Source organism: Pseudoalteromonas sp. AS84 (genome assembly GCF_038900255.1).
GTDB lineage: Bacteria > Pseudomonadota > Gammaproteobacteria > Enterobacterales > Alteromonadaceae > Pseudoalteromonas.
The window spans coordinates 59,146-85,848 of the sequence record NZ_JBBMQY010000001.1; the positions used below are offsets into that span (position 1 = coordinate 59,146).

25 protein-coding genes are annotated in these 26,703 nt (G+C 38.1%); 6 read left to right on the forward strand and 19 right to left on the reverse strand.

Translation table 11 applies throughout. From position 1 onward, the window contains the following. Window positions 1-43: 43 nt before the first annotated feature. From WNY79_RS00205 to WNY79_RS00265, 13 genes are all read right to left on the reverse strand, one after another. Window positions 44-649 carry an energy transducer TonB gene (locus WNY79_RS00205; protein ID WP_024591041.1) on the reverse strand — a complete coding sequence of 202 codons (606 nt, stop codon included), beginning with the start codon at window positions 647-649 and terminating at the stop codon, window positions 44-46. Window positions 650-658: 9 nt separating this feature from the next. Next, complete coding sequence (locus WNY79_RS00210; protein WP_024591042.1) at window positions 659-1,069, reverse strand: biopolymer transporter ExbD; 411 nt, start codon at window positions 1,067-1,069, stop codon at window positions 659-661. Between the two features lie 54 nt (window positions 1,070-1,123). Continuing rightward, on the reverse strand, window positions 1,124-1,651 hold the full coding sequence (locus WNY79_RS00215) for a MotA/TolQ/ExbB proton channel family protein (protein ID WP_024591043.1): 528 nt from the start codon (window positions 1,649-1,651) through the stop codon (window positions 1,124-1,126). Window positions 1,652-1,654: 3 nt separating this feature from the next. Further along, the gene (locus WNY79_RS00220) at window positions 1,655-3,034 is read right to left on the reverse strand and encodes a MotA/TolQ/ExbB proton channel family protein (RefSeq protein ID WP_121955347.1); all 1,380 of its coding nucleotides are present in this window, start codon (window positions 3,032-3,034) and stop codon (window positions 1,655-1,657) included. 10 nt (window positions 3,035-3,044) lie between these two features. Further along, on the reverse strand, window positions 3,045-3,797 hold the full coding sequence (locus WNY79_RS00225) for a DUF3450 domain-containing protein (RefSeq protein WP_076924682.1): 753 nt from the start codon (window positions 3,795-3,797) through the stop codon (window positions 3,045-3,047). A 240-nt stretch (window positions 3,798-4,037) separates the two neighbouring features. Continuing rightward, window positions 4,038-4,652, reverse strand: a complete 615-nt coding sequence (locus WNY79_RS00230; protein WP_342874777.1) for a DsbA family protein — start codon at window positions 4,650-4,652, stop codon at window positions 4,038-4,040. 13 nt (window positions 4,653-4,665) lie between these two features. Then, a complete protein-coding gene (locus tag WNY79_RS00235; protein ID WP_342874778.1) occupies window positions 4,666-5,748 on the reverse strand; it encodes a GGDEF domain-containing protein in 1,083 nt (360 codons plus the stop codon). A 5-nt stretch (window positions 5,749-5,753) separates the two neighbouring features. Next, window positions 5,754-7,643: a methyl-accepting chemotaxis protein gene (locus WNY79_RS00240; protein ID WP_342874779.1), complete on the reverse strand. Its 1,890-nt coding sequence runs from the start codon at window positions 7,641-7,643 to the stop codon at window positions 5,754-5,756. Window positions 7,644-7,898: 255 nt separating this feature from the next. Further along, a complete protein-coding gene (locus tag WNY79_RS00245) occupies window positions 7,899-9,155 on the reverse strand; it encodes a sugar MFS transporter (RefSeq protein WP_170071476.1) in 1,257 nt (418 codons plus the stop codon). A gap of 85 nt (window positions 9,156-9,240) precedes the next feature. Continuing rightward, entirely contained in the window at window positions 9,241-10,134 is an 894-nt protein-coding gene (locus WNY79_RS00250) for a transporter substrate-binding domain-containing protein (RefSeq protein ID WP_197185204.1), read from the reverse strand. A 70-nt stretch (window positions 10,135-10,204) separates the two neighbouring features. Next, the gene (locus tag WNY79_RS00255) at window positions 10,205-10,723 is read right to left on the reverse strand and encodes an RNA methyltransferase (protein ID WP_024598161.1); all 519 of its coding nucleotides are present in this window, start codon (window positions 10,721-10,723) and stop codon (window positions 10,205-10,207) included. Beyond that, a complete protein-coding gene (locus WNY79_RS00260) occupies window positions 10,723-11,235 on the reverse strand; it encodes a YcgN family cysteine cluster protein (RefSeq protein WP_024598160.1) in 513 nt (170 codons plus the stop codon). Before WNY79_RS00260 ends, WNY79_RS00255 begins: the two co-directional genes overlap by 1 nt. A gap of 97 nt (window positions 11,236-11,332) precedes the next feature. Continuing rightward, window positions 11,333-13,174 carry a DUF885 domain-containing protein gene (locus tag WNY79_RS00265; RefSeq protein ID WP_342874780.1) on the reverse strand — a complete coding sequence of 614 codons (1,842 nt, stop codon included), beginning with the start codon at window positions 13,172-13,174 and terminating at the stop codon, window positions 11,333-11,335. A 154-nt stretch (window positions 13,175-13,328) separates the two neighbouring features. Here WNY79_RS00265 and WNY79_RS00270 point away from each other — a divergent pair, with 154 nt between their 5' ends. Next, window positions 13,329-14,600: an amidohydrolase family protein gene (locus WNY79_RS00270; RefSeq protein ID WP_197185202.1), complete on the forward strand. Its 1,272-nt coding sequence runs from the start codon at window positions 13,329-13,331 to the stop codon at window positions 14,598-14,600. 247 nt (window positions 14,601-14,847) lie between these two features. Beyond that, on the forward strand, window positions 14,848-17,268 hold the full coding sequence (locus WNY79_RS00275) for a TonB-dependent receptor (RefSeq protein WP_342874781.1): 2,421 nt from the start codon (window positions 14,848-14,850) through the stop codon (window positions 17,266-17,268). A 68-nt stretch (window positions 17,269-17,336) separates the two neighbouring features. Here the strand turns inward: WNY79_RS00275 and adhP are convergent, their stop codons facing one another. Continuing rightward, window positions 17,337-18,347 (reverse strand): alcohol dehydrogenase AdhP, encoded by a 1,011-nt coding sequence (gene adhP, locus WNY79_RS00280; RefSeq protein ID WP_076924691.1) that lies wholly within the window; start codon window positions 18,345-18,347, stop codon window positions 17,337-17,339. 202 nt (window positions 18,348-18,549) lie between these two features. On the opposite strand from adhP, the gene WNY79_RS00285 reads away from it, so the two are divergent. Beyond that, window positions 18,550-19,095 (forward strand): MarR family transcriptional regulator, encoded by a 546-nt coding sequence (locus tag WNY79_RS00285; RefSeq protein WP_024598155.1) that lies wholly within the window; start codon window positions 18,550-18,552, stop codon window positions 19,093-19,095. Window positions 19,096-19,135: 40 nt separating this feature from the next. Here the strand turns inward: WNY79_RS00285 and WNY79_RS00290 are convergent, their stop codons facing one another. Further along, a complete protein-coding gene (locus tag WNY79_RS00290) occupies window positions 19,136-20,152 on the reverse strand; it encodes a lytic murein transglycosylase (RefSeq protein WP_024598154.1) in 1,017 nt (338 codons plus the stop codon). Further along, on the reverse strand, window positions 20,145-20,432 hold the full coding sequence (locus WNY79_RS00295) for a YcgL domain-containing protein (protein ID WP_024598153.1): 288 nt from the start codon (window positions 20,430-20,432) through the stop codon (window positions 20,145-20,147). Before WNY79_RS00295 ends, WNY79_RS00290 begins: the two co-directional genes overlap by 8 nt. A 155-nt stretch (window positions 20,433-20,587) precedes the next feature. Here WNY79_RS00295 and minC point away from each other — a divergent pair, with 155 nt between their 5' ends. Genes minC through minE form a run of 3 tightly spaced genes read left to right on the forward strand, consistent with a single transcriptional unit; the run spans window position 20,588 to window position 22,372 of the window. Next, window positions 20,588-21,292, forward strand: coding sequence for a septum site-determining protein MinC (gene minC / locus WNY79_RS00300; protein WP_342874782.1), 705 nt, complete (start codon window positions 20,588-20,590; stop codon window positions 21,290-21,292). Window positions 21,293-21,297: 5 nt separating this feature from the next. After that, window positions 21,298-22,107 (forward strand): septum site-determining protein MinD, encoded by an 810-nt coding sequence (gene minD, locus WNY79_RS00305; protein WP_007583272.1) that lies wholly within the window; start codon window positions 21,298-21,300, stop codon window positions 22,105-22,107. Window position 22,108: 1 nt separating this feature from the next. After that, complete coding sequence (gene minE, locus WNY79_RS00310) at window positions 22,109-22,372, forward strand: cell division topological specificity factor MinE (RefSeq protein WP_004334706.1); 264 nt, start codon at window positions 22,109-22,111, stop codon at window positions 22,370-22,372. 316 nt (window positions 22,373-22,688) lie between these two features. Here minE and rnd read toward each other — a convergent pair whose 3' ends face one another. The 3 genes from rnd to WNY79_RS00325 form a co-directional block, all read right to left on the reverse strand. Continuing rightward, window positions 22,689-23,819, reverse strand: coding sequence for a ribonuclease D (gene rnd / locus WNY79_RS00315; RefSeq protein ID WP_076924693.1), 1,131 nt, complete (start codon window positions 23,817-23,819; stop codon window positions 22,689-22,691). A gap of 51 nt (window positions 23,820-23,870) precedes the next feature. After that, window positions 23,871-25,523, reverse strand: a complete 1,653-nt coding sequence (fadD, locus tag WNY79_RS00320; protein ID WP_342874783.1) for a long-chain-fatty-acid--CoA ligase FadD — start codon at window positions 25,521-25,523, stop codon at window positions 23,871-23,873. A gap of 115 nt (window positions 25,524-25,638) precedes the next feature. Then, window positions 25,639-26,490: an alpha/beta hydrolase gene (locus WNY79_RS00325; protein WP_342874784.1), complete on the reverse strand. Its 852-nt coding sequence runs from the start codon at window positions 26,488-26,490 to the stop codon at window positions 25,639-25,641. Between the last annotated feature and the right edge of the window lie 213 nt (window positions 26,491-26,703).

The window sequence follows — 26,703 nt, forward strand, 5'->3', positions numbered from 1 at the left end:
TCGCCTCGCATTTCTGTCCGTTTACTCGTGGTTAATTACTAAATTAACCGCTAATTTGGAAAGATATTTTGTTCTGAACACCCGCAACTTCAACGGCTTCACCATTTACTACGCGCGGTTTATATTTAAATTTAAGGGCTGCATCCATCGCCGCTCTATCAAAGAGAGACTCAGGCTCTGCTTTAATCACTTGTGGGTCTCGCACCGTACCTTGCTTAGTTACTGTAAATTCAACAATAACGTAGCCTTCAATGCCACGTGATAATGCGCGACGAGGATAAACAGGCGCCACTTTAACAATAGGTAAATACTCACCATCACTTGTTTCAAGCGCTAAACCACCGGCTAAATTTACATCTGCATCCACATTGGCGCCAAAGTCGAAGTTATTAGCGTTCGCAGTCGCGTCGCTATTTTGCATTTGCGGCGATTCCATTGGCGGAGGTGGCTCTTTAGGCGTTGGTGGTTTTTGTGGTTTGCGTTCTTTTTTTTGCACGCTTTCTTCTTTTTTAAGCCTTACAAAATCAAGAACATTACCCTTGGCGGGTTCACTCATTACACCTTCGCCACCAGTAATAAGTGCCTGCATGCCTAAAAACAACATAAAGGTCACTACACCGGCTATTACTAATGCTACTAAATAACGCATTGCCTGCCCTTATGCTTCTTGAGCCGCAATCGACACATCAAACACACCTGCTGCGCGTGCTGCATCCATTACTTTTATTAAAGTATCGGTTGTTGATTTTTTGTCAGCTTGAATAACAACACTACCTTGCGGGTTTTCAGCTTTTAAACGCTCAATATTGGCTTGCACTGCACGTATATCAATTTGACGTTTGTTAATCCAAATTTCACCCGTGTCAGAAATCGCCACTAATATGTTTGCACGTTCTTTTTTAACAGCTGTTGCTGCTTCAGGGCGGTTTACGTCAATACCCGATTCTTTTACAAACGACGCTGTAACAATAAAGAAAATAAGCATGATAAATACAACATCTAACATAGGTGTCATGTTTATTTCTTCAGCTTCGTCTTCTTGCATTAAATTACCTAAAGGGGCTCTCATTTTTTATTCTCCTAGGATGAACGGCTTTAAATGGGCCGCTTATCAAAATTTTGCTTAATGGTCTAAAACCATGCTGTCTTGTAGTAGCTCTACTTCTCGCTTGGCTTTGCGTTGTAAATACGTTGATGCAAATACCCCAGATAACGCACCTACCATACCCGCCATTGTTGGAATAGTTGCTTTAGATACACCCGATGCCATTGAGCGCGCACTGCCTGTGCCTGTAATTGCCATCACATCAAATACTTCAATCATTCCTGTTACTGTGCCCAATAAGCCAAGTAACGGGCATAACGCAACCATTACGTTAATAAGCGGTAAATTAGTATTTAGGCGCATACTTGCACGCGAGATCATCGCTTGACGAATTTGCTCTGCATTCCAGCTGTTACGCTCACAGCGAGAACTCCATGTGCTTTTAGCGTCTTTTTTATAACCACGAAAACCATTAAAAAAATAAATAAATCGCTCGAGTATCAATAACCACATCGCGAAGATTAACACCCCAATGACCAAGAGAACTTGGCCACCAGTGTCGAGAAAATCACGGATAGCATTGATTGAGTCAATCAATAGCACCATGGCTTATTCTCCTTTCTCACTTCGCTCTGCAATAATACCGGCGCTTTGCTCTTGTAATATAAGCAGTAAACCTTTTGAGCGAGTATTAAGTAGGGTGTAAATAAATACAGTTGGTATTGCAACAACTAAGCCTAATACGGTTGTTACTAATGCTTGAGAAATACCACCAGCCATTAATTTAGGGTCGCCAGTACCAAATAGTGTAATTGCTTGGAAGGTATTGATCATACCGGTTACCGTACCAAGTAAACCTAATAGCGGTGCAACTACCGATATAATTTTGATAAGTGTTAAGTTACGCGTAATTTTTGGCATTTCGCGTAAAATAGCTTCGCTTAATTTAAGCTCTAATGTGTCGTAGGCAACATTTGGGTAGTCGTCTTTAACTTTCATAACACGACCTAGTGGATTGTCATCTCTCGCTACGCTGTCTTTTAGCTGGCGGCGAATTTTCCCACCAACAAGTAATAGCGATACAAAACGCTCAATTGCAATTAATAATGCAAGTAAACCTACACCTAAGATTACGTAGCCAACAGCACCACCTTGATGTACTTGCTCTGCTGTATCTGGGGCTTGAACGAGTAAACCTAAAATTGAACCACCTGTTGGGTCAAGTGCAAACTGCACAACACCTGTCTTAGCGTCTTGTAAATCGCCCGCTGTCGATGTGTAACGCGATACTGGTTGGCGAGTTAGTTCGCTTAGTGTATTCGTACCTGGGTTGTATTCTAAATATTTACCGCCCGATATAAGGTTAAAAGCACCTACGCGAACAACTTCTTGCTGTGCTTTATTACCACCTTCAACTATAACCGTAGTATTAAAGCGACTTACTTTGCCTTGCTCGGTCATTTCGCGTTGCAGCTCGTACCACACTTTTTCAATATCGTCGATTGAAGCAAGCTTTGATGTTGAACCCATTTTTTGAGCGAGATCGTCCATAAAAGCACTTCGCCCCGGAATTTCTGCCGATACAACCGATGTTGCAAATTTATTGCTTGAATCACCAGCAACTTGCTGAAGAACACCATATAATTCTTTAAGTGATCCCATACGCTTTGATAAAGTATCGGTTAAATTAGCAAGCTTAACTTCGTTTTCTTCAAATTGTGTTTCTAATCGCTCTGATTCACCAAGCATTTGACTGCGTTTTGCTTGTGTATCTTTTAGCATTTGCACTTGTTCGTTTTGACGCGAGGTAAATTCTTGCTCTCGTTGCTTGTTTTGTGCGCTTTGAACCGATTTCCCGTCTTCAATTGATTTAAGTAACGAGTCAAGATTCATTGACTCTGCCGCGATACTATTACCTGTAAAACCTAGGCTTAGTGTAAGGCTTGCAGCAAAAAGAGCCTTTTTTGTCATTTGAGTAAACAATTTCATTTTTAACCTCTTATTCTGCTGCGTGTACTGGCAGAGTTAACATATCTGGGGCAAGTTGCTTACGCGCTATGCGAAGACCTTTGTTAATTTGGCTTATAGTAGAGTCAGGAAGCGCTACAAATGTTTTTGTGTCTGTATCCCAACTACCTGCTTGCTTGCCATCGCGCGTTAAATAAATAAGCTCTAAACGACCAATGCGTAAAAAGTCTACTTCTCGCTCTTTACCACTTACTTCTAATAGAGCGGTATATGCTTCAATGGTACGCCCGTAATCAACTTCCACTTGATAAGCTTCTAAAACACGGCGAAATTTCTCGCTTGAGGTGATATCAGCGCGATCCATCATGGTTTTTAATGAGGCTAAACGTTTTGCACGCTCATCTTGTAAAAATGGCACGTCGAGTGATACAAACTGCTCAAGGCCTGTGATCATACGCATCATTAAAGGTGTAATTTGACGTTCAATAATAGAAACCTGATCCATTGACAGGTTTAAAGATTCCATCTCTTCTATTTGATTATTTAACTGTTTAGTTAGCTGAGCGTTGTAAACAGCTAAACCATCAATTTCTTTATTGAGGGTTTTAAACTGCTGTAAACGCCCTTGCATTGAATCTGCAATCTTGTCTATTTTTGTTTGTGATTGCGCAGCTGATTTATTAATTTCACTGCTTTTATCAATAACCTTATCTAAATCGTTTGCGTGTACTGCTGCACTTGCGGCCACAATACCAGCTAAGATTAATGGTTTAACGCCTTTCATCGCATACACCTTTACTCGTTAGTTAGCGGATTTGCTAGTTTGTTTTTTAAGGTCATAAATTTTGTTATATAAATAATTTATGACTTAATAATTTCAATGAGCAGGAGTTTATAGATGAAACATGACAAGGATGTTGCGCAAAAAAGTCGCTTTTATGACAATGGTAACAATTAAGACTTACGAGGAGGTTTTTAAGATGATAAGAGCATTTGTTAACCAAATGCCCATAAACAAGCTGGGTTATTTTAAAATTGAATTAATTTGATTAAGGGAATAGTGCCAATCGGTATAATTAATTTCTATTGGGTATGCTTTATTGTCTTTTATAAGCACGAGTGAGGGAAACCCTTGAATAGGTAACGTACGAACAAAAGACAACTCTTCTTTAAGTTCATCATTAAGCTCACTTGATGCTAGCTGCGCAGTAAACTCATTTTTATCTAAGCCTATTTGTTCAGCCAAACTAATTAATGTACTTTCATCAGACGGGTTTTGCGCGTTTAAGTAATAAGCATGTTGAATTGCAGCAATCATTTGAGCTTCTTTATCAGTTTTACGCGCTATAAGTGCGGCTCTACATGCGGGATACGTTGAACGTCTTGGCTTGCAATCGCGCCAAAAGTTATAATTAAATTGCGTACCTAACTGCGCTGAAATTTTATGCCAAGTACCCTCAAGCATCTCTTTCATATTTTGTGGCATTGGGTCTTGGCTATCAGGTGCTAATCCACCTACTTTATATTCAATTGCTACTTTACCAGCAAGCTCTGATTTTAGCTTAAGCCAGGTTGGTGAGTAACCCCAACACCAACTACACATAGGGTCATGAATATATATTAATTTACTTTGAGACATATTAATCCTTCAACTAGTTCGAGACGACTCTATTACGACCAACAGCCTTTGCACTATAAAGAGCTTCATCTGCTTGTTTTAATGAATCATCATAATCAGTTACTTTATTTACTTGGGAAATACCAATGCTACAGGTGATTGAAATACGCTGCTTATCATCGGTAAATATAACGTGCCCTGCGACAGCCTCTCGAAATTTGTTTGCAATTACAGTGGCTGTAGGAACAGTAACCTGCGGTAAAATAACAACAAACTCCTCACCGCCATAACGCGCTTTTAACGCAGTTGCCAAAAACTGAGATTCAAGGAGCTTGGTAAATTCAATCAATACCGTATCACCAAAGTCGTGACCATGCGTATCGTTTAAAGATTTGAAGTTATCTAAATCAATTAACAAAATTGAAAAAGGTAAGTACTGATCTGGGCGTGTTTGGGCAAGCTTTAAAAAATGAGAGGTAATAAAACGTCTGTTTGCCATGCCAGTAAGGGGATCTGTGTACGCATGTTGTTTTTGCTCTAGCGTAATATCGGCAATAGCCATGTGGCTTTTATGTCTAAAATACTCACCAATAAATGAGAATAAAAACACCATAGAAAATGACGCTATAAATCGTGTTTTTTCTACATCGCCATAGCTAACTTGGCCAAAGTCAGGGCCGTATAAAATAACAATACAAGAAAACAGTAAAGTAAAACCTAACCAAGCACCTAATCTGACCCCTAAAGATGCAAACGTTACTACTGGATAAAACATTAGCCAATATAGCGCGGTGTTGTCTTTACCACCGGTATAAACAAGTGCAACAAACATCATGCACACAATGCTCATACTTATTAATGCCACTACTTGAAGATTACCCGTTTTTATAAAGTAGATAGAACAGCTTATATTTGTAATGTTAACGATAATTAATGAAGCGGTGAGTATCGGTGAGTAAACCTTATAATTCAAAAACACGAGTACAGCAATCACCACAATTGATATCCCAATCATGGTAAATAAAGAAAACGCTTTGCGTTGCATGTCTGAGCTATAAACACTGTCGATATTTATTAGACTGAGCCAGTTTGCTTTATTCACATTTTTTTTAGTCATTAATTTTATACTTTAAACTTTTGAACCATATTTTCTAAGGCACTAAACTGCTGTTTTAGTTTGGTACATTCGTTAAGTGTGTCATTTAAGTTGGCCTTGCCTTGTATAGAAAGCGCACTAATTGTTTGAATATCAGTATCTAATAACTTAACAACTTGGTTTTGCTCATCTGTTGCACTGGCCACAGAATGATTTGCATCGTTAATTTGCTTAATGGCTTGAATAACATGACTCATTAAATTGCCGACGGCATCTGCTTGTTGTACGCTTTTTTCACTGTCTTGAAGGCTTGTTTTCATAAGCTCTACAGCAAGGTTTGAGCCTTTTTGTAACTGGCTCACCGTGTCTTCAATTTCTTGCGTTGATTGTTGAGTGCGGTGTGCTAATTGGCGTACTTCATCTGCTACAACGGCAAAACCGCGTCCAGCCTCTCCTGCTCTAGCGGCTTCTATTGCTGCATTGAGTGCCAATAGATTAGTTTGCTCGCTTACACCTTTAATAACTTCAAGCACTTGCCCAATACTGGTTGTGTGTGTATTTAAACTGTTTATAGTTTGCTGAGCTTTCTCCATATTAGCTGAAAGCTGGTGGATGGTTGCAACACTGTGGCTTAATGCTTCTTGGTTTTGTGTTGAGTGCTCATCTGCATTTTTAGCAAGCTGCGATGCACTCTCTGCATTACTTGAAATATCCATTGATGTAGCTGAAAACTGATTAATAGCCGCTGCAACGCTATCCGTTCGTTTACTTTGATCATCATACATAGACAGTGATGAATGTGTTTGTGATACCAAGCTCTCAATAGCTGTATCTAATTGCTCAGTGGACTCTTTTACTTGCTCTATTGAATGCTGAATTTTTTCGATAAAAATATTAAATGAATGACTTAAGTCGCCAAACTCGTCATCATTTTCAACGGTTAAACGCCTTGTTAAATCGCCTTCGCCTTGTGCTATATCTTTAATGGCATCATTTAAACGGTTCATAGGCTGCATTAAATAGCGTAATAAAAGCTGCATCATAATAATGATAGCAATGATCCCTATCACCATAAAAACAGCCGCAGTTTGGCCAAAGTTAGAAACGCTGACATACGCTTTATCTTTATCTATAACAACACCTAGGTACCAATCTACATTTTCAATGCCACTAATTTTTGTAAACGAGATAAGTTTAGACTCTCCGTTTATTTCGTATTGGGTAAACTCACTTTGCAAGGGCGTATTAGTACCAAAAATATCTGATGTATTTTTTAAGTTTAACTTAGCATTAGGATGGCTTAACACTTGACCTTTGTTATCGAGTAAAAAACCATAACCAAGACCTAAAAAATCAATATCGTTGATAATTTTAGTTACAGTTTGCATATCAATATCGGCACCTGCAACGCCACTAAACTGCCCATTTTGTAAAATGGGTACTACCGCTGAGATTGTAAGCTCGTTAGTTGTTACATCAATATAGGGAGTTGTAAAAGCGGTATTTGATTTGTTTTCGACTAATTTGTACCAAGGCCGAGAGGTCGCATCAAAATCAGCGGGTAAAACGACAGATTGATCGTTTAATATAAACGTGCCGCTGGATTTACCGATATAGGTATTTTTAAAGCTTCCAGCAAGTTCTGCAGTATTTAATTGTGAAAGGGTGAGTGCTTTAGAATCATTAGCTTTGTGGGTTTTAGCAATTGATATAACAATCGCCAACTTTGCATTTAACCAACTCGCTATATTTTGTGAAACAGATTCTGAGTTTTGTTGTAATACTAGGCTTAACTGCTGCTCTGTTTGCTTGCGCATTGCAATGTAGTTATTAAAAGTAAATAACCCTAGCACCAAAACCAAAATTGAAGAGGCTGCAATAGTCACTTTGGAAGTAAATTTCAACGAGTTAAGCATATACATCCTTTTTATTATTTATCTTTATTATCCATACAGTTTTAGCAAAAATTTAGCAAAATGTCCTAATAAATAAGGCTTGCGACTAGATTATTAGATAAAAATAAGGATAAAGGATTAAAAAAAAAGGCTGTAGGGATTAACTGACTAATATTGAAATAAATTATGACTCGTAATAATTACTTGTGGAACGTTCCTATTAAATATAGCTTTATAAGTGACTGAATACGTATTCAGTCACTTTTGTATAGTCTGTTATTTCCACTTATTTGCTAAGCGAACAACATTTAATCCGTACCATGCTATAAATACATAACACACCAATGGTACAAAAAAGCTTTGTTGTATATTAACTGTGTCAGCTATAAACCCTTGCAGTAATGGCACAAGTGCACCCCCTACAATAGCTAAGCATAACCAACCAGAACCCTTACTAGTCAATGATCCTAGTCGCTCGATAGCAACCGAAAATATAGTCGGGAACATAATTGAGTTAAATAAACCAATTGCCAAAACTGAATATAAAGCGACGTCACCTTGAGTAAAAATTGTGATCAATAATAGCGCAATAATACTAAATGCATTAAATGCGATAGCCTTAGAAGGCGCTATTTTTTGTAATAAAACAGAGCCAATAAAACGCCCTACCATTGCCCCGCCCCAATAATAACTAATAAGTGCGGCCGCGGTATGCTCTTCAAGCCCTGCTATGTGTGCCTCACCAAAGTAATTTACTAAAAAGCTGCCGATGGCAACCTCCCCGCCTACATAACAAAATATAGCAAGTACACCCATAGTTAAGTGCGGTGCTTGAGTTAATGAACGAGATTCTACTGCAGCGTTATTTTCTTCTTTATGGGCTTCAATTTCTGGAAGCTTTATAAAGGCAAATATAATAGCGATAAGCAATAATGCGCCAGCAAGCATTAAGTAAGGAACTTTTACAGACTCAGCAGTTGCAGCAGAAGCGGCTAGACTACCTGCTGTACCAAAAAATAATAAACCACCTACATAAGGCCCAACAGTAGTACCAAGCGCATTAAGTGCTTGTGCCAAATTTAAACGAGAAGAAGCTGTTTTTTCAGGCCCAAGAGCAGCAACATAAGGGTTAGCAGAAACCTGAAGTACCGTTACACCAGCGGCAAGTACGAATAAAGCGCCTAAAAATAGCCAATACTCATGTACTACAACAGCAGGGTAAAACAACATACAGCCAATTGAAGCCACAATTAAACCGGTTAAAATCCCTTTTTTGTAACCAAACTGCTTAACTAAAATACCCGCAGGGATAGAAACAATAAAATAAGCACCAAAAAAGCAAAACTGTACTAGCATCGCTTCAAAAAAGCTTAAATCAAATACACCTTTTAATCGTGGTATTAGTACATCGTTTAAAACAGTAATAAAACCCCATAAAAAAAATAGGGTCGTCATTGCAGTCAGTGGAAACAGGTAATTTTTATTTGGCTGTTCGTTGACCGCGAATGATTGATTTGTATTTATTTCACTCACGTAGTTTTCACTCCATTAACAAGTTGAAAACGATTCTACATGTTTATATATAAATTAGTCAGTGCAACAAAGGAACGTTCCAATTTTATGATTTGCATTGAGTATTGGTCGTATTGATAATACGGTCTATCTCACCACTATTATGGAACTGATAAAGCCCTTCGTTTATGTCATCTAAGACTAAAAGCCATTTAGGTGTAAGCTTACTAATAGCAAAATATAAAGGATTGTATTGCAAAGAAATGCTTTCTTGCTCAATGGAAGAAAGCAAAGATTGCTTTTCAGGTTTAGTTAAAGAAGAGTAAGTCACTGAGAATTTAAGAACTTGAGGGTCGCCTATAATCAAATCAACACGTTTAGCAACCAGAAGCTGAACAAGTTGTAAATCATCAACAGAGGTAATAACTTCAAACTCAGCATTGTCCATCATAGCATCAAACTCAGGCGTATTTTGATACCCTCGAACAACACCAATCTTTTGCCCTTTAAGCGATTTTAAGTTTCCAGTAAAACGGTCTGAATCGCCTTTCCTTTTTAAAAATGCAATTTCGCCACCTTTAAACGAATTTGATAAACCGAGTAATTCTCGACGTGTTTTACCATTAACATAATCGGAGGGGGCTGTATCTTCTATAAAATATTCAGGCATTAATATATCAGCTTTGCCTAGCTCTACATTTCGTACAGCTCTTGCCCAAGGCAAAAATTCTATATATACGCTGTAGCCCTTACTATTTAGTAGAGCTATTGAAAATTGATAAACCCAGCCTTTATTACATAAATTATTACCAATATAAGGAGGCCAATCGAGTGTGGCTAAATGGAGTGTTTGTTTGGGATTTTTCGCTTCATAGAGCACTCCTGATTTGTGGTAATGTCCAGTTAAAACATGTTGAGTACCATTTTGATAATACTCAACTGATGTTTCAGCAAAACAATTACTACTTGTCAGTAATAATATAAAATAAAACCAGCGCATTTTAGAATCTATTTGTGATTAATCATGTTTTTAAGTTTAGTTAGAACTAAACCTTTTGCACTAATAAATCTTAATTAGATGCTTTTTCCCATTTCATTTTATTATTTGTATCGCGCGAGCTTATAATTGTTGTATCGCTGCTCTCAACGCCGCCTAATTTAGCTAATCGATCGTACAAAACAACATTACAGGTAGCCGCTAAGTTCATGCAGCCAATAGTTGGAATATATACCACTTCATCACACCACTTTAAAACGTCTTTTGGTACAGAGCCATCTTCGGGGCCAAATACATAAAATGCATTTTCAGGATGCTTAAACTCAGGAAGTGGCGTTGCCCCTTCAATAAGCTCAATGACAACAACGGTAGCACCCTCTGGTTTTACCGCTTCTAAACTATCAGTTTCGGTTAAAGGGATACGCTCAAGTGCGTTCTTAGTATCGGTATGAAATTTTTTGGCATTTAAGTAACGATTACCGGTAAAAAACACTTGTTTGGCGTCATAACAGCCTGCTGCACGCAATACACCGCCAACATTTGTCGGGCTTTTAGGGTTAATTAAACCAATACTCGCTTTTAACTTATTCATTAATCAGCGTCCTTTGTTGGCCACTCTGCAATGTATAAATCAAAATCATCTAGCTTTACATCACAATCTTTTACTGTTTTGTCTTTTACAGAAATACCTAGCTCATGCATCTTTGTTTTATCGCCACTATTTAATAATGGGTGCCAAGAAGCCAAACCACGACCTTCATGTAAACGACGGTAACTGCAGCTTTGTGGCATAAAAAAGATGTCTTTAAGGTTTTCTTTTGTGAGTTTTACACAAGAAGGAACAAGCGTTTGGCGGTTTTCGTACTCGCTACAACCACAGGTGTTATTATCAAGATACTGGCATACAATATTAGTAAATATTAATTGTTCACCTTCGCGTAACTGATCGGTAGCTGTAAATTCGTCTTCATCTTCGCTATCAATAAACGTATTTAAACAACATTTTCCGCATCCATCACAAATGGCTTCCCATTCGTTTTGACTCATGTCGCTTAAGCTTTTTTTAAGCCAAAATTGTGTATTTGCTAATTGTTGATCAAACATAGTTTACTCGTGCCCCCTAAAGAGCGCGCATTCTACCGTATTGCTGTAAATGGCGCAAAGCCAATACCCTTTCAAAGTACTGGCTTTACGCTACAAATTAACTTTGAGATTTAACCCAACGCTTAATTTTTTCCTCTAAGATTGGCATTGGCAATGCGCCATCAATTAATATTTGCGTATGGAATGCTTTAATATCAAATTTATTACCGAGTTCTTTTTTAGAAAAATCACGTAATTCTTGAATTTTAAATTGCCCTAACTTGTAAGAAAGCGCTTGTCCTGGCCATGCAATATAGCGCTCAACCTCTGCAATTACATCGCTCTTTGCCATAGATGAGTTAGCAAGCATGTAGTCTATACCTTGTTGACGCGTCCACCCTTTTGCATGAAAACCAGTATCAAGCACTAAACGCATTGCGCGTAATTGCTCGTCTGATAAACGCCCGTACCACATATAAGGGTCGGTAAATAAGCCTAGCTCTTTGCCTAAACTTTCTGCGTAAAGCGCCCAACCTTCTGCAAACACAGTGTAACCACCAAATTTACGAAAGTCAGGTAAGCCTTCTATTTCTTGTTGAAGTGCTATTTGAAAGTGATGACCTGGGGCTGCTTCATGAATCGATAAAGTTTCGAGTAAAAATTTAGGCTGCGCTTTTAAGTTATAAGCATTGATATAAAAAATACCAGGGCGAGAACCATCAGGTGCCGGAGATGCGTATGATGCACCTGCTGCCGACTGCGCTCTGTATGCTTCAACTGCTTTTACAACGTAAGGTGCTTTGGGTGCAATGTTAAAAAGTAGAGGCAAACGTGCGTCTATTTTTTTCTTAACGTTTTCATATGCCGCAATTAACTCCTCGGGCGTGTCGTAATAAAATTCATCTGAATCACGTAAATGGTCAAAAAATTCAGAGAGCTCACCTTTAAAGCCTACGGTTTCTTTTACTTTTTTCATTTCGCTTAAAATACGCGACACTTCACTTAATCCAATGTCGTGAATTTCATCTGCAGATAAACTAAGCGTTGTGTTTTTCTTAATTTGGTATTCGTACCAAGCTTTACCGTCTGGTAAGTCACTATAACCAACGCTTTCTCGACTATTAGGAATATACTGATTAGCTAAAAAGTCACTCATGCTTTTATAAGCCGGTACTAAGTGCTGCGTAATCAATTGACGATACTGCGCTGTAATTTTTTGCTTTTGCTGTGCACTAAACGATTCTGGTAATTTTTTAATTGGTCCCCAAAACAGTGAGTCTTCAGCATTTTTAACTACATGAGCCGCAAATTGTGGCTGCAGTTTTTCAGCAAGTGGTTTTGGTAACGTAATACCTAGTTTAATACCTTGTGCCATTGAGCGCTCTACACTGGCAAGCCACTTTACAAAACCTTCGCTGCGCGAGATAAAAGCCGTGTAATCTTCAACTGTATTAAACGGCTGAGCACTTTGACCTGACCCAAAACCTGCAAAGGTGTTATGCGCACCTGCCATTTGGTTAATTGGTAGTAAATAATCAGGAAACAGCATGCCTTCTAATTTAAGTGCAAGGTCGCGCTCTAATATTTCAAAACTTAAAAGCGATTGCCCTGTTAACTGTGCTTTATCTATAAAGTTTAAGCGCTGTTGATATTTTTTATAAAAAGCCGCTTTTTTAGCTCTATTTTCTTTTGAAATCTCAGGCGTAAATTGATCGTTGAACTCGTTACGACCATTATACGTTGCGCTAATGGGGCTATATGTGAGCGATTCATCGTAATACTGTGCAACAAGTACATCGAGTTGTTGCTCTGCCGAAAGCTCTGAAACAATACCTGCCGATGCGTTAACTGTGTTTAGCTGCGCACTGGTATTAGTGTTTGTACTAAGCCCAGTATTCATACAGCCACTTAAAGCAAACATAACGCCACTGGCAACTAATGCTAATTTAATTGATTTCATGATAATCCTTTTTAATATCGTTTTTTGATTATGCGCATTAAACCGTGCTTAATAAAGTAATTACGATAGATTGCGTTCATCGTATTAAATTTGCACTTTTATCTGAGCTTGTTACATTTCTATTAATTCAAATATGACTTAAAAGAAAAATTAAATGAAAAAACAACTACTCAGCACCTCTATTGCCTTACTTTGCTTAACCACTTTTAATACCCATGCCGTAACATACCTATCGGCTAAAGCCATGGTTGATGTTGAAGATGGCAAACTCATTAAATCGCCCTTGATTACTATTGATGATGGCGTGATCACTAATATTGAACAAAATAAAAAACCAACGCTGGTTAAAGGTGATAAACATATTCAACTACCTGATTTAACCCTTATGCCAGGTTTAATGGATATGCATGTGCATTTAACAAGCGACCCTACGGTTCCACGCAGCGAACGTTTAGGCCAGTCAGTACCGCGTATGGCGATTAAAGCCGCTTATTTTGCTAAAAAAACATTAGAAGCCGGATTTACAACAGTACGTAATGTTGGCGCTGAAGGTTACAGCGTTATAGCGGTACGTGACGGTATAAATGCGGGTGACATAGTTGGCCCTCGTATTTGGGCTGCGGGGCCATCACTTGGAATTACTGGTGGGCACTGTGATAACAACCGACTACCTCCTGAGCTTAAATACACTTCAAGCGGTGTTGCCGACGGTCCGTGGGCTGCCCGTATAAAAGTACGCGAAAACATTAAATACGGGGCAAACGCTATTAAGTTTTGTGCCACAGGTGGCGTATTTTCAAAAGGGACTAAAGTAGGTGCACAGCAGTATTCTTTTGAAGAAATGAAAGCCATTGTTGATGAAGCCCATATGCGAGATTTACCAGTTGCAGCTCATGCACACGGTACAAGCGGGATTAAAACAGCAATTAAAGCAGGTGTTGATAGCGTAGAGCACGCCAGCTTTTTAGATGATGAAGCCATTGCTCTTGCCAAAGAGCATGGAACTTGGCTTTCTATGGATATTTACAATACCGAATACACTCTAACTTATGGCGAGCAAAACGGTGTAGATGAAGAAAACCTCGATAAAGAACGCCAAGTATCTAAAAGGCAACGTGATAGCTTTAGCCGTGCTGTAAAAGCAGGTGTTAAAATGGTATTTGGTACGGATGCAGCAATTTACCCGCACGGAGATAATGCAAAACAGTTTAGCCGCATGGTTGAATTTGGCATGACAGAACTGCAAGCCATTCAAGCATCCACAATTAATAGCGCTAAGTTATTAAAAATGGATGCTCAGTTGGGACAAATTAAAACCGGATTTGTAGCTGATATCATTGCTGTAAAAGCAAACCCTCTTAAAAATATTAAAACCTTAGAGTCAGTCCCCTTTGTAATGAAAGCCGGTGTTGTTTATAAAGATTAATTGTAAACGTTAAGGCGTGTTGACCTTTGAAAATTACAATTCTCTTGTTTAGTAAGGCTAGGATTACTTAGTCTTACTAGCCCTTAATTCACATAAAAGGAACAATATAACCTTATAAAACTTCATCGTTGATTATTAATCATCCAAACAGTTCTATTTAATCAAAAAAAGTGAACTTTTTATTCACTTTAAAAACAATAACCATTATCATTCGCGCAAATTCAATAACGCGAATAGTTATCACTCTATGAAACCGTTTAAGTACTCTCTTATTACTCTTGCTTGTTTAAATGCAAATATGGCATTTGCCCAAAATACTACAGCTGACTCTGATATTGAACGCATCAGCGTATACGAAAAACAAAACCGCGTGGTGATGAGCTCTGGTCTTGCTACTAAATCAGACATGTCTTTAATGGAAACACCTGCACCGGTTGTTATTATTGACCGTGAACTTATTGAATCTCAAGGTGTAGATAGCCTGCAAGATTTAGTTAGAAACGTAAGTGGTTTAACACAAGCAGGTAATAACTACGGTATTGGTGATAACTTAGTAATTCGTGGTTTAGATGCAAACTATACCTACGATGGTATGTATGGTGGTGCGGGCCTGGGTAATACATTTAACCCGACTCGTTCACTTACAAATGTTGAATCTGTTGAGGTTTTAAAAGGCCCAGCAACAGGTTTATATGGCATCGGTAGTGCGGGTGGCGTAATTAACCTAATTGAAAAAAAGCCAGAGTTTGAAGAAAAACACAAAGTATCGGCTGAGCTTGGCCAGTGGGATAGCTATTCATTATCGTTTGATAGCACTAACGCTATAACAGATGATTTGGCCTACCGTGTGATGGCTAAAACAGCGTCAAGTGACGGCTTTCGCGATTTAAAAGAAGATCGCGACGAAATTTATACCTCGCTTAAATACGTGCTTAACGACAGACAAAACATAATGCTTTCTGCAGCATATATAAAAGATGAAATAGCGGTTGATTCTATTGGTCACCCTATTCGTATTTACAACGCAGAAACTGCAAACGGTTTAAGCGCGGGTGAAGTAACCGGTGCCGATTTAGTAAACGATCCGACAGGAAGCGGTGTACAGTTAAGTGATGCACAACGCGACCAGCTAGCTAATTCATTATCTGCATCAGATGGCTTAACGCCATATAGCTTTGGCACAAACGGTATAATTTCGCCAATGGCTGATGCTAACGAAGGTGAGGAGCTGCGTTTTAAATTAACGCATAACTATTACATTACTGACGATTTGTTTTTAAACCAGCAACTACAGTACCGTAACTACACATCAAGTTTTGCGCGCCAAACAGGTGCTTATAACTACGTTTACTCTACTCGTGATGGAATTATTAATAACGACCCTCGTGCTCCATTAGTTGAAGACGGTGTACTTTATCCATATGCAGCACGCCGCCAAGAATACCGCCAAGTAGAAGCAGATGAAAAATCGTGGCAGTACTTTTTAGATTTACGTTATGACTTTATGCTAGGCGACGTAGATAACGAATTACTTGTTAACGCCAACTACGAAGATAGAGATATTCGTTTTAAACAATTCTCAATTTGGGATCAAGATTACGTACTCACAAACGATGCTGGTGATGTAACGTACCAAGGATCATTGCCATATATTTACGATATAAGAGAACCAAATTGGCCATCTGGCAACTTTGATGACTTCGATCCACTTAAAACCAGCGACTACAATAAAAAAGTACAAGCATGGGGTTTAGGCATTCAACATGTTGGTTATCTTACTGAAGAGCTTACAACGCGTATTGGTGTAGCATATAACCGCATTGAGCAAACTTACGAGCACTTTGGTGTAGATGAACGCTATAGCTCAAGCCGTGCAGAGCCAACACCTGAAGCGAGTACATCAGATTCTGGCTTAACGTATAACCTAGGTGCAACATACCAGCCATCTGAAGATTTATCTGTATTTGTAAATCATTCAAAAGGTCGTACTGCGTACAGTGTATTAGGCTCTGTTGCGGGTAATGAAGCAGACAGAGAAGATTCTGAATCAATGAGTAACGATTTAGGTTTTAGATTTAAAGCGTTTGATGATCAATTACTGGCTTCTGTTGTTATATTTGAAAGCTCTCGTACTAATTTAGAATACGCAAATCCACTTTATGATGCGTTAACATCTGGCTCAAATGTGCCTGAAAGCTATTATGATGGTAAAGAAGAAACAACAGGTATTGAACTTGATTTAAACGCTTACTTAAATGATAAATGGAAAGTTAACGTAAACGGTATTTATCAAGATGCACGTGACAAAAGTAATCCTAATAGCAGCAGTTATGATACACGCCAAAAAGGTGTGCCTTACGTAACAGCAAGCACATGGGTAACTTACTACGCAGATATGTTTAACTTACCTGAAGCTGTGAATATAAGTGGTGGTATTACCTTTGTAGACAATAGAAGTACTAATTCGAGTTCGTTCTCGATTCCTGATGGCTATGTACCAAGTTACACGACTTACGATACAGCGGTATCGTACACCACTGATAAATGGCATATGCAGTTAAACTTAAATAACTTGTTTAATAAAAAGTATTACTCAAAAGCTATGTTTTTAGGTGGTATGCCAGGCGAAGAGCGTAATGCAAAACTAAGTTTTAATTACACGCTTTAATAGTTTAGATGATTAAAAAGCACGGTTTGTATTTTTACAAGCCGTGCTTTTTTGCTATGGCTATTTAATTAAATAGTAACCACTATGCGACCGTTAATTTCACCTTTGAGCATATCGTCAAAAATTTCGTTAATATCCTCTAAGCGTTTTTCTTCTATGATTGCTTTTACTTTACCTTGAGCGGCAAATTCCAAGCATTCTTGCAAATCTTTACGCGTACCAACGATAGATCCCACTACTGACACGCCATTAAGCACAGTATCAAAAATAGGAAGCGGCATATCCTCTGGAGGTAACCCCACTAATACACATTTACCACCACGGCGTACACTTTTATAAGCTTGTTCAAACCCAGCTTTTGACACCGCAGTACACACAACGCCATGTGCGCCACCTACTTGTTCAAAAATAGCTTCGCTCGGTACAACTTCTTTAAAGTCGAGGGTTATATCTGCGCCAAGCTCTTTAGCAAGCGCTAGCTTTTCTTTACCTGTATCAACAGCTATTACATTAAAGCCCATTGCTTTAGCGTATTGCACGGCTAAATGCCCAAGACCACCCACACCAACAATCGCTACCCATTGCCCAGGTTTAGCACCGGAAACTTTTAATGCTTTATACGTTGTAACACCTGCGCAAAATAACGGAGCAGCTTCTGAAAATCCAAGACCTTCTGGTATTTTTACAACGTAATCGCCATGCGCTAAACAATACTCTGCATAGCTACCATCTATAGAATAGCCAGTATTGTGCTGCGATAAACACAGTGTTTCTTTACCATCTAAGCAAAACTCACAGTGTCCACAAGCGCTGTAAAGCCAAGGCACACCAACTCTGTCGCCAACTTTTAAGTGCTTAATGTTGCTACCAACTTTGTCAATAACACCGACACCTTCATGCCCTGGTACTAATGGCATTTTTGGCTTTACCGGCCAATCACCATGGCATGCATGTAAATCAGTATGACAAACACCACAGGCAGCTATTTTAACTAAAACGTCGTTTATTCCAACCTCGGGAATTGGCAGATCTGTTATTTGTAATTTACCTTTGTATTCATTATTAATTGCAGCTTTCATAGTCATTCCATCGTATTTGAAAAGATAAAAAAAGGATTTATTTACGTATTGTTGTGTACAACATACCCCAATATAGATGTATAAATATTAATCTAAATCATACTTTAGTCGTTAAAAATAATTTATTAACTGGCTAAGAACTTGCTATCCAAAATGAGCGTGCTAGCATTTACTTTCTGAAATTACTGAAAGTTACTAAGCTATGAGTTTATCCGAAAAGAATTTTGCCTTCGTAATGCATTGTGGTGAGATGGGCAGCCGCTGGGGATTCAATCGTACAATTGGGCAAATGTGTGGTTTGCTGATTATTACTAAAAATCCTATGACAGCAAATGAGATTGCAGATGCGCTTAGTATTTCTCGCGGTAATGTAAGCATGGGTATTAAAGAGTTGCAATCGTGGCAATTAATTAAAGTGCAGCATATTCCTGGCGATCGAAAAGAGTACTACGCCCCTGCTGGTGATATTTGGGATATGGCTAATCGCGTATTTGAAGAACGTAAAAAACGTGAGATTGACCCTACCTTAAGCTTGCTGCGTGATAACCTGTTAGATGAAGCTGTGAACGAGGATGAACTTTATGCCCAAAAACAAATGGGTGAAATTCATAACCTACTTGAAACCGTCACTAAATGGTCATCAGAGCTGCAACGTTTAACGCCAGAGCAACTTAATAAACTGATGAAGCTAGGTTCAGGAATTGGTAAAGTTATTGACTTAAAAGATAAGATATTCAAAAAAGAATAAAGCCGCAATTGCGGCTTTATTTATATGCACGTTTTAAAAATTAGATTTTTGGATAACCAATTCTATCCGACAAATAACCTACGCTAGTAGCGAAGTAATACGAGCGATTCCAGTGCATAAACACTTTGTAGTTATCGTACGCTAAGTACATCCGGCCATTTATATCATCAGGCATAACCAGTGCAGCACGTACGTCTACATTAGGTAAATCAGAACCATCAGCTTTACGAACTCCTAGTGCTTGCCAATCAGCTAATGAGCGCTCTGAGTCATTCCAATATTCTAACCACTGCTTACGTGTTTTAGTACCGCGTACTAAAACGTATTTACTGTCAAAGTTTTCAGGTAATTGGACTTGGCGACCCCACGTAAGAGAGTCGTTCCACCCTTCTTGCTTTAGGTAATTAGCAATTGAGGCAAAAGCATCTTCCTTTGTAGTCCAAATATCTTTGCGACCATCATTATTGTAATCAATCGCATAAGCGTTGAACGATGTAGGCATAAATTGTGTTTGCCCCATAGCACCTGCCCACGACCCTTTAAATTTATCTAAGGTAATGTGGCCCGATTTTAAAATATCCAGTGCAGCCCAAAGCTGGCGTTTATAAAGCGCTTCTCGGCGTCCATCAAAAGCAAGTGTAACAAGTGAAGAAATAACATTGTGACCACCTTGAATGGTGCCAAAGTTACTTTCAAGTCCCCAAAGTGCCACTATAAAACGAGCTTGTACACCAAACTCTTTAGCAACTCGTTCAAGCACATCTTTATTTTCTGCATAGAGTTTGCGGGCGCGGTCAATTTTCCATTGTGGTACACGTTTTGGTAAATAAGTTTCAAGCGTTTCTTTTACTTCTGGCTGGTTTTTATCAGCCGACACCACTTTTTCTTTATACGTTGCTGTTGCAAACGCATCATCAATAAGCTTAGCTTCATAACCTTTAGCTATAGCTTCTTGCTTTAAATTAGTTAAATATGTTTGAAACTCGGCTTGTGTTTTAGCCATTACAGAGCCGCTCAAGCAGACTCCACATAATAAAACGGTCAGTTTTTTAATCACTATCAACTCCATTTTCTTTTCGTAATTGGCTTAGCAAGTTTTCCTCTGGCGGTGGAATTTGTAAATAGAAGCCTTTATCAGGATTTGATAATGCTGCTTTTACAGTTTCTAAATCGGCCCCACCTAAACGTTCACGTTTTGCTAAGTTTATGATCATAACGTAATGAGGTTGACCAAACATGGTCATTAAAGGTTCCGGAACTTTACTAAAATCATCTCTTTTTTCAACAAATAAGAAGGTATCCGCTTTTTTCTTACTTTTATATACAGCAGTGAGCATTATGACCCTATAAATTCTTGCTTAACAATGCCGCACACTATAACATGAGAGTAATAATAAGTTAGAAAATTTAGATTAGAAATTTCAATAAAGGCCTTATTCAGCCTACGTTTATCTAACATTGATTTTTAATCAGACAATTCAATTGAGCGTGTATGTCGGACCAAATTTTTGAGTTAAAAGGGAATCTTTTTACGTTATCAGTTTTGCACCTATATAGTACTGATATAGCCCTTTTAGCAGAACAGTTGTATATAAAAATAGCCCAAGCACCTAGATTTTTTGAGGGTGCTCCTATTGTTGTTAACTTACTTGAAGTTAAAAACAGCCCACTCGATTTTGTGCACTTAAAATCGTTGATTGAACGTATGAGCTTTAATGCGGTTGGTGTGTGTAATGGTTCTGATGAACAACATACCCAAGCTAAAGCGGCTGGTTTATCTGTTTTAAACTATTCACAAGACGTTAAGAGCGAACCTGTTAAACAAGAGGCTAATACGTCTATTGTAGAAAAAACAGTGCATTTGCCGGCTCAGATTATTAGCGGCACCGTTCGTTCTGGCCAACAAGTTTATGCAAAAGACCGTGATTTAATAGTACTTGGTGCAGTAAGTCACGGCGCTGAAGTAATTGCCGATGGTAATGTACATATTTATGGCACGTTACGCGGTCGCGCTATTGCAGGCGCAAAAGGTTTTAAAAAAGCACACATTTTTTGCCAAAAACTTGAAGCCGAATTGGTTTCAATAGATGGTAACTACTGGATCAGTGATTCACTACAAGGTGAACATTGGGGAAATGCGGTGCAAATACAACAAAAAGACGAATCATTAGAAATTTCAGCTTTGGTTAAAGGATAAATCTCATGGCAAAAGTAATTGTCGTTACCTCTGGTAAAGGCGGTGTTGGTAAAACAACATCAAGTGCTGCAATTGGCACAGGCTTAGCGTTAAAAGGCTATAAAACAGTTATTATCGACTTTGATATTGGTTTACGTAACTTAGATTTAATTATGGGTTGTGAACGCCGTGTTGTTTATGACTTTGTAAACGTAATAAATGGTGAGGCAAACCTTAACCAAGCGCTTATTAAAGATAAACGTGTAGATAAATTATTTTTACTACCCGCTTCACAAACTCGTGATAAAGACGCATTAACACGTGAAGGTGTTGAACGCGTACTAAACGAATTAAAAGAAGACTTTGATTACATTGTATGTGATTCACCAGCAGGTATAGAAGCTGGCGCTATGATGGCAATGTACTTTGCTGACGAAGCAATTGTGACAACAAATCCAGAAGTGTCGTCAGTTCGAGATTCGGATCGTATTTTAGGTATTTTACACAGCAAATCAAAACGTGCTGAAGAAGGCCTAGAAAACATTAAAGAACACTTACTATTAACACGCTATAATCCTAGTCGTGTTGAAAAAGGTGAAATGCTATCGGTAGAAGATGTGCAAGATATTCTGTCAATCCCACTATTAGGTGTTATTCCTGAATCGCAAGCGGTATTAAGTGCTTCAAACTCAGGCCAACCTGTTATATTGGATACAGAATCTGATGCAGGCCAAGCTTATTCTGATGCAATTAACCGCTTACTAGGTGAAACCGTCGATTTTCGCTTCTTAGACGTTGAGAAAAAAGGCTTATTTAAACGGATTTTTGGAGGTTAACGTGTCTTTACTTGACTACTTCCGCTCAGAAAAGAAAAACAGTGCGTCACTAGCAAAAGAGCGATTGCAGATCATTGTCGCGCACGAGCGTTCTCAACGAGGAACGCCGGATTACTTACCACAATTAAAACAAGACATTTTAGATGTGATCCGTAAATACGTGAACGTAAGTACCGATGCAGTTCAGGTTCAGTTTGATCAGAACGAAGACGATTTAGCCGTACTTGAGCTAAACGTTACACTACCTGATGAAGAAAAGAAGTAATTGAAGAAAGGGCGCTTTATAAGCGCCCTCTTTATTTTCGCAATAACTTTCTAAATACCTACGTTTTAATCCCCTTCGTGCAACTAAAACTTTTTAACTATGTAACACAAAAACTATAGATAATACCAATTCGCTTAATTAAGTGATCTATTTTGAGGTTCGAAAAACGTGTTGATAGCTAGGCAAAAAAATCGCTATTTAGTTGTTCTAAAAGAGATTTTTTTAACACAGGTAACGACACGTTTAACGCCGCAAAATGATTAAGTATTATTGCGGATTGGTATAAGTATTACACAGTTAAAGAAAACATTTAGCCTTAAGTATCCCATTCTTTTAAAGCGTCTTTAACATAGGTATATCGCCAAGAACTAAGTAAATCTGGCTTTATATGACTCTGCTTTTGCTCATTAGTTAGCTTCCAATTCCAACTAATCAATTGATTTACCTGTTTTTTAGAGGCCATAACGTCTTCAGGTATATTGTGCTCTTTAGCTACTTTAGTGATTTTTTGTTTTATATCTTTTGCTACTTTTTTATAAGTAGGAAAATCAATTAAGCGCTTAAGTACATCAGGATGCTGAGCATCAGGAACCGCTTTGGCAACTTCAATACACTTTATTATATCTACACCAGAGCGATTAACTTCAATTGCTTCAACTCCTGGAATTTGACGTAGAGCGTTTAAACTTGAAGGACCACGTTTGGCAATTTCAGTCATGTTATGTTCTTTTAACACAAAATTAAGCGCCAAATTTTTCTTGATAGCTTTATTTCTTCGCCATACAGCAAGCTCTTTTAACACCGCTAATTCGTGCGGTTTAAGTTGCCATGCATTTTTAATATCTTTATATAAAAGCTCGTCAGGTGTTTGAAATGCACGTTTTTTTGCAATCAATTCACTTTCGTTTATTACAATGTCAAAGAAACCAGCCACATTGATACGGTCGATGATCTGCTCAAAACACGGTAATAAGTAAAAAGTATCAGCAGCAGCGTAGTCTAATTGTTTTTTGGTTAACGGACGTTGCAGCCAGTTAGTGCGTGACTCGCTTTTATCTATTTCAATACCTTGCAGTTCTTTTACCATAAGAGCAAAGCCCATACAGTTACCTTCACCGAGTAACTGCAACGCAAATTGTGTATCAAATAATGGAGCTGGAACGAACCCTGCGTACTTTTGAAAAACTTCAATATCTTCAGAAGGAGAATGCAGTACTTTTAAAACAGCAGGATCTTTAAGTATTTCCCAAAAATCAAATAGTGAAAGTTCAGCTAATGGGTCAATAAGCGCTAAATGCTCACCATCAAAAACTTGGATAAGTGCAACTTCTGGATACAAAGTGCGACGACGCATAAACTCAGTATCAATAGCTAAAATAGGCTTATTTTTTATTTGTTCAACAAAAGTATTAAGTTGATTTTGGGTTTCGATCAATTGGTATTGCACTTAATCTCCTACAATAAAAAAGCCGACATATGTCGGCTTTTTTATAGGTTGCTAATCTTTCAAGGCTCTTCGGAGTATCTTACCTACGTTAGTTTTAGGTAACTCATCCCTAAACTCTACCAGTTTGGGGACCTTGTAATTAGTTAAATTATCACGACAGTGACTTATTATATCTTTTTCAGTTAAAGAAGGGTCTTTTTTCACAACAAAAACTTTAACTTGTTCACCACTTACATCGTGAGGAATACCAATAGCTGCTACTTCAAGCACACCTTCGTGCATAGCCACTACTTCTTCAATCTCATTAGGGAAAACATTAAAGCCAGATACAATGATCATGTCTTTTTTACGATCTACAATAAAGAAGAAACCTTCGTCATCATAAGTCGCAATATCACCTGTAGCAAACCAGCCATCTTTTAAACATTCAGCTGTTGCATCTGGTCGTTTGTAATAACCAACCATTACTTGCGGGCCTTTCACACACATTTCACCTGGTTCGCCTTTAGCGGCTTCTTCACCGTTATCAAGTATTAGCTTAATATCAGTATTAGGTGCAGGTAAACCAATAGAACCATTATATGCTTTCAAATCAAAAGGACTAATAGTTACTAAAGGAGAACATTCTGTAAGGCCATAACCTTCCATCAGTTTTGACCCCGTCACTTTTTGCCATTTTTCAGCAACAGGACGTTGAACGGCCATACCGCCACCCAAAGACATTTTTAAATGGCTAAAATCAAGTTCAGCAAAACCTGGTGTGTTTAATAAACCATTAAATAATGTATTAACACCGGTAATAGCTGTGAAATTGTGTTGACCCAGCTCTTTAACAAACCCTGGCATATCTCGTGGGTTTGTAATTAATATGTTTAAACCGCCGTACTTCATAAACGTTAGGCAGTTAGCTGTTAAAGCAAATATATGATAAAGAGGCAGTGCAGTAACAACAACTTCTTCACCACGGTTTAACACTTTGTCTAAACAACCTGAAACTTGCTCAAGGTTACCAACCATATTGCCATGGCTCAGCATTGCCCCTTTAGATACACCTGTTGTACCACCGGTGTACTGTAAAAAAGCAAGATCAGATAAGCTCATTTCAGGACGTGTATATTTAGCTTCATCTGCTGCTAAAACGTCTGAAAATTTAATTGTGTTAGGCAAGTTGAACTTTGGCACCATTTTTTTAATGTGCTTCACAACAAAATTAACTATGTGCTTTTTAAGCCCGCCTACCATGTCGCCTACTTGCGTTACTACAATATGTTTAACATCAGTATGGGCAAGTGACTTTTCAAGTGTGTCAGCAAAGTTTGCTAGGATGAAAATAGCAGTAGTGTCAGAGTCTTTTAGCTGATGCTCTAATTCACGCACAGTGTAGAGAGGGTTAACATTAACAACGACACAACCTGCACGTAAAACACCTAAAATTGTGACTGGTGTTTGTAGTAAGTTAGGCATCATTACGGCAACTTTGTCGCCTTTTTTGAGACCTAAGTCATTTTGAATATAGGAAGCAACTTTTTTTGTTGCTGTATCTATTTCATCGTAAGACATCGTTTTACCCATATTCGTAAATGCAGGTAAATCGGTGTAGTCACTAAAACTTTTTTCGAACACTTCGAGTAACGAGTTGTAATGCTCAGGATCGATTGTTTCAGGCATACCCTTTGGGTAGCGCTTAAGCCAGATTTTTTCCACTCTTAGCCCCTGTTTATAATTATATTTTTATTAACCTTAATCTAAGTAAGGCGCTTTAACAATTGAGCAAATACTCTAATGCAGGAATAATCCCACATTTAACACATATTTACAATTAACATGCACCATTTTGCAGCATAAAGTCTTGAATATGCTCAAAACAGTGTTCACTGCTTTGCATGTGGCAATGATGCCCACCATCTACATTAATGACCTTCAAGCTATTGTAATAACTAATATACTTTGCCAAATTTTGTTTTACAAACGAATAACCTTCGTTACCTAAAATTAATTGACATGGTGCAATTAAATCTTTTATTGCACCAATACATTGCGCTTCATCAAACCTAAAACCTGAGTGATTTTTGAGCTTTGGATCTGTTGTTAGCGCAAAACCATCTGAAACCTGTTTAATATTTCGTTGCATTAAGAGCTTAATAAGCTCGCTATTCAAATCGGTTGTTTGAGCACGAGCTTCATAAATAGGTTCTTTCGACTTATAAATTCTCGACTTTTTATTTTTTAAACTCGCTCTATTTAGTACTGCACTTTGTAACTGTTCACACACACCTTCACTGGGGGTTGTAACACAACCAATTCCCTCAATAAAGGTAACAGACTCTACATAATCGCTAAAGCAGCTAGCAAAAAGTCCTGCAACCATAGCGCCCATGGAATGACCTACTAAATGTACTTTTTTAACACCAAGGGCATTTATAAGTTGGTACACATCATCAATATAATCAACAAAATAATAGTGTGCATCATCACTTCGCCAAGATGATAAACCGTGCCCGACAAAGTCAATACAGTACCACGTATGCTTTGGGTTAACGTTGTTTAACATTGGCATAAAGCTATGGCAGTTGTCTAACCACCCATGCAATGCTATTACTATTTCGTTCCCTGAACCTACTTTTAAACCATGGATATTTAAATTATTGGTTTCAATATTAAATGGCTGCACGGTAAGTCCTTTATTAATTTAGAGCATCATTATTTATAGCATACAAGTTGTCAGACCACTAACTTAGAAAATGGTGCCAAATTCACGATTTAATTATCTTCGTGATGAAAAAAGAAGCAAAGCATAATAATTAAACATAACATTATTAATAACTTAAACTAAAAACAACAAATTAACCGTTTTTAACAAGCTTACTCTGTATGTATTTTGAAC

Bases quoted from the DNA above. Each gene is read 5' to 3' on its own strand.
- WNY79_RS00205 (WP_024591041.1), bottom strand. From the start codon at position 649: ATGCGTTATTTAGTAGCATTAGTAATAGCCGGTGTAGTGACCTTTATG.
- WNY79_RS00210 (WP_024591042.1), bottom strand. From the start codon at position 1,069: ATGAGAGCCCCTTTAGGTAATTTAATGCAAGAAGACGAAGCTGAAGAA.
- WNY79_RS00215 (WP_024591043.1), bottom strand. From the start codon at position 1,651: ATGGTGCTATTGATTGACTCAATCAATGCTATCCGTGATTTTCTCGAC.
- WNY79_RS00220 (WP_121955347.1), bottom strand. From the start codon at position 3,034: ATGAAATTGTTTACTCAAATGACAAAAAAGGCTCTTTTTGCTGCAAGC.
- WNY79_RS00225 (WP_076924682.1), bottom strand. From the start codon at position 3,797: ATGAAAGGCGTTAAACCATTAATCTTAGCTGGTATTGTGGCCGCAAGT.
- WNY79_RS00230 (WP_342874777.1), bottom strand. From the start codon at position 4,652: ATGTCTCAAAGTAAATTAATATATATTCATGACCCTATGTGTAGTTGG.
- WNY79_RS00235 (WP_342874778.1), bottom strand. From the start codon at position 5,748: ATGACTAAAAAAAATGTGAATAAAGCAAACTGGCTCAGTCTAATAAAT.
- WNY79_RS00240 (WP_342874779.1), bottom strand. From the start codon at position 7,643: ATGCTTAACTCGTTGAAATTTACTTCCAAAGTGACTATTGCAGCCTCT.
- WNY79_RS00250 (WP_197185204.1), bottom strand. From the start codon at position 10,134: ATGCGCTGGTTTTATTTTATATTATTACTGACAAGTAGTAATTGTTTT.
- WNY79_RS00255 (WP_024598161.1), bottom strand. From the start codon at position 10,723: ATGAATAAGTTAAAAGCGAGTATTGGTTTAATTAACCCTAAAAGCCCG.
- WNY79_RS00260 (WP_024598160.1), bottom strand. From the start codon at position 11,235: ATGTTTGATCAACAATTAGCAAATACACAATTTTGGCTTAAAAAAAGC.
- WNY79_RS00265 (WP_342874780.1), bottom strand. From the start codon at position 13,174: ATGAAATCAATTAAATTAGCATTAGTTGCCAGTGGCGTTATGTTTGCT.
- WNY79_RS00270 (WP_197185202.1), top strand. From the start codon at position 13,329: ATGAAAAAACAACTACTCAGCACCTCTATTGCCTTACTTTGCTTAACC.
- WNY79_RS00275 (WP_342874781.1), top strand. From the start codon at position 14,848: ATGAAACCGTTTAAGTACTCTCTTATTACTCTTGCTTGTTTAAATGCA.
- adhP (WP_076924691.1), bottom strand. From the start codon at position 18,347: ATGAAAGCTGCAATTAATAATGAATACAAAGGTAAATTACAAATAACA.
- WNY79_RS00285 (WP_024598155.1), top strand. From the start codon at position 18,550: ATGAGTTTATCCGAAAAGAATTTTGCCTTCGTAATGCATTGTGGTGAG.
- WNY79_RS00295 (WP_024598153.1), bottom strand. From the start codon at position 20,432: ATGCTCACTGCTGTATATAAAAGTAAGAAAAAAGCGGATACCTTCTTA.
- minC (WP_342874782.1), top strand. From the start codon at position 20,588: ATGTCGGACCAAATTTTTGAGTTAAAAGGGAATCTTTTTACGTTATCA.
- minD (WP_007583272.1), top strand. From the start codon at position 21,298: ATGGCAAAAGTAATTGTCGTTACCTCTGGTAAAGGCGGTGTTGGTAAA.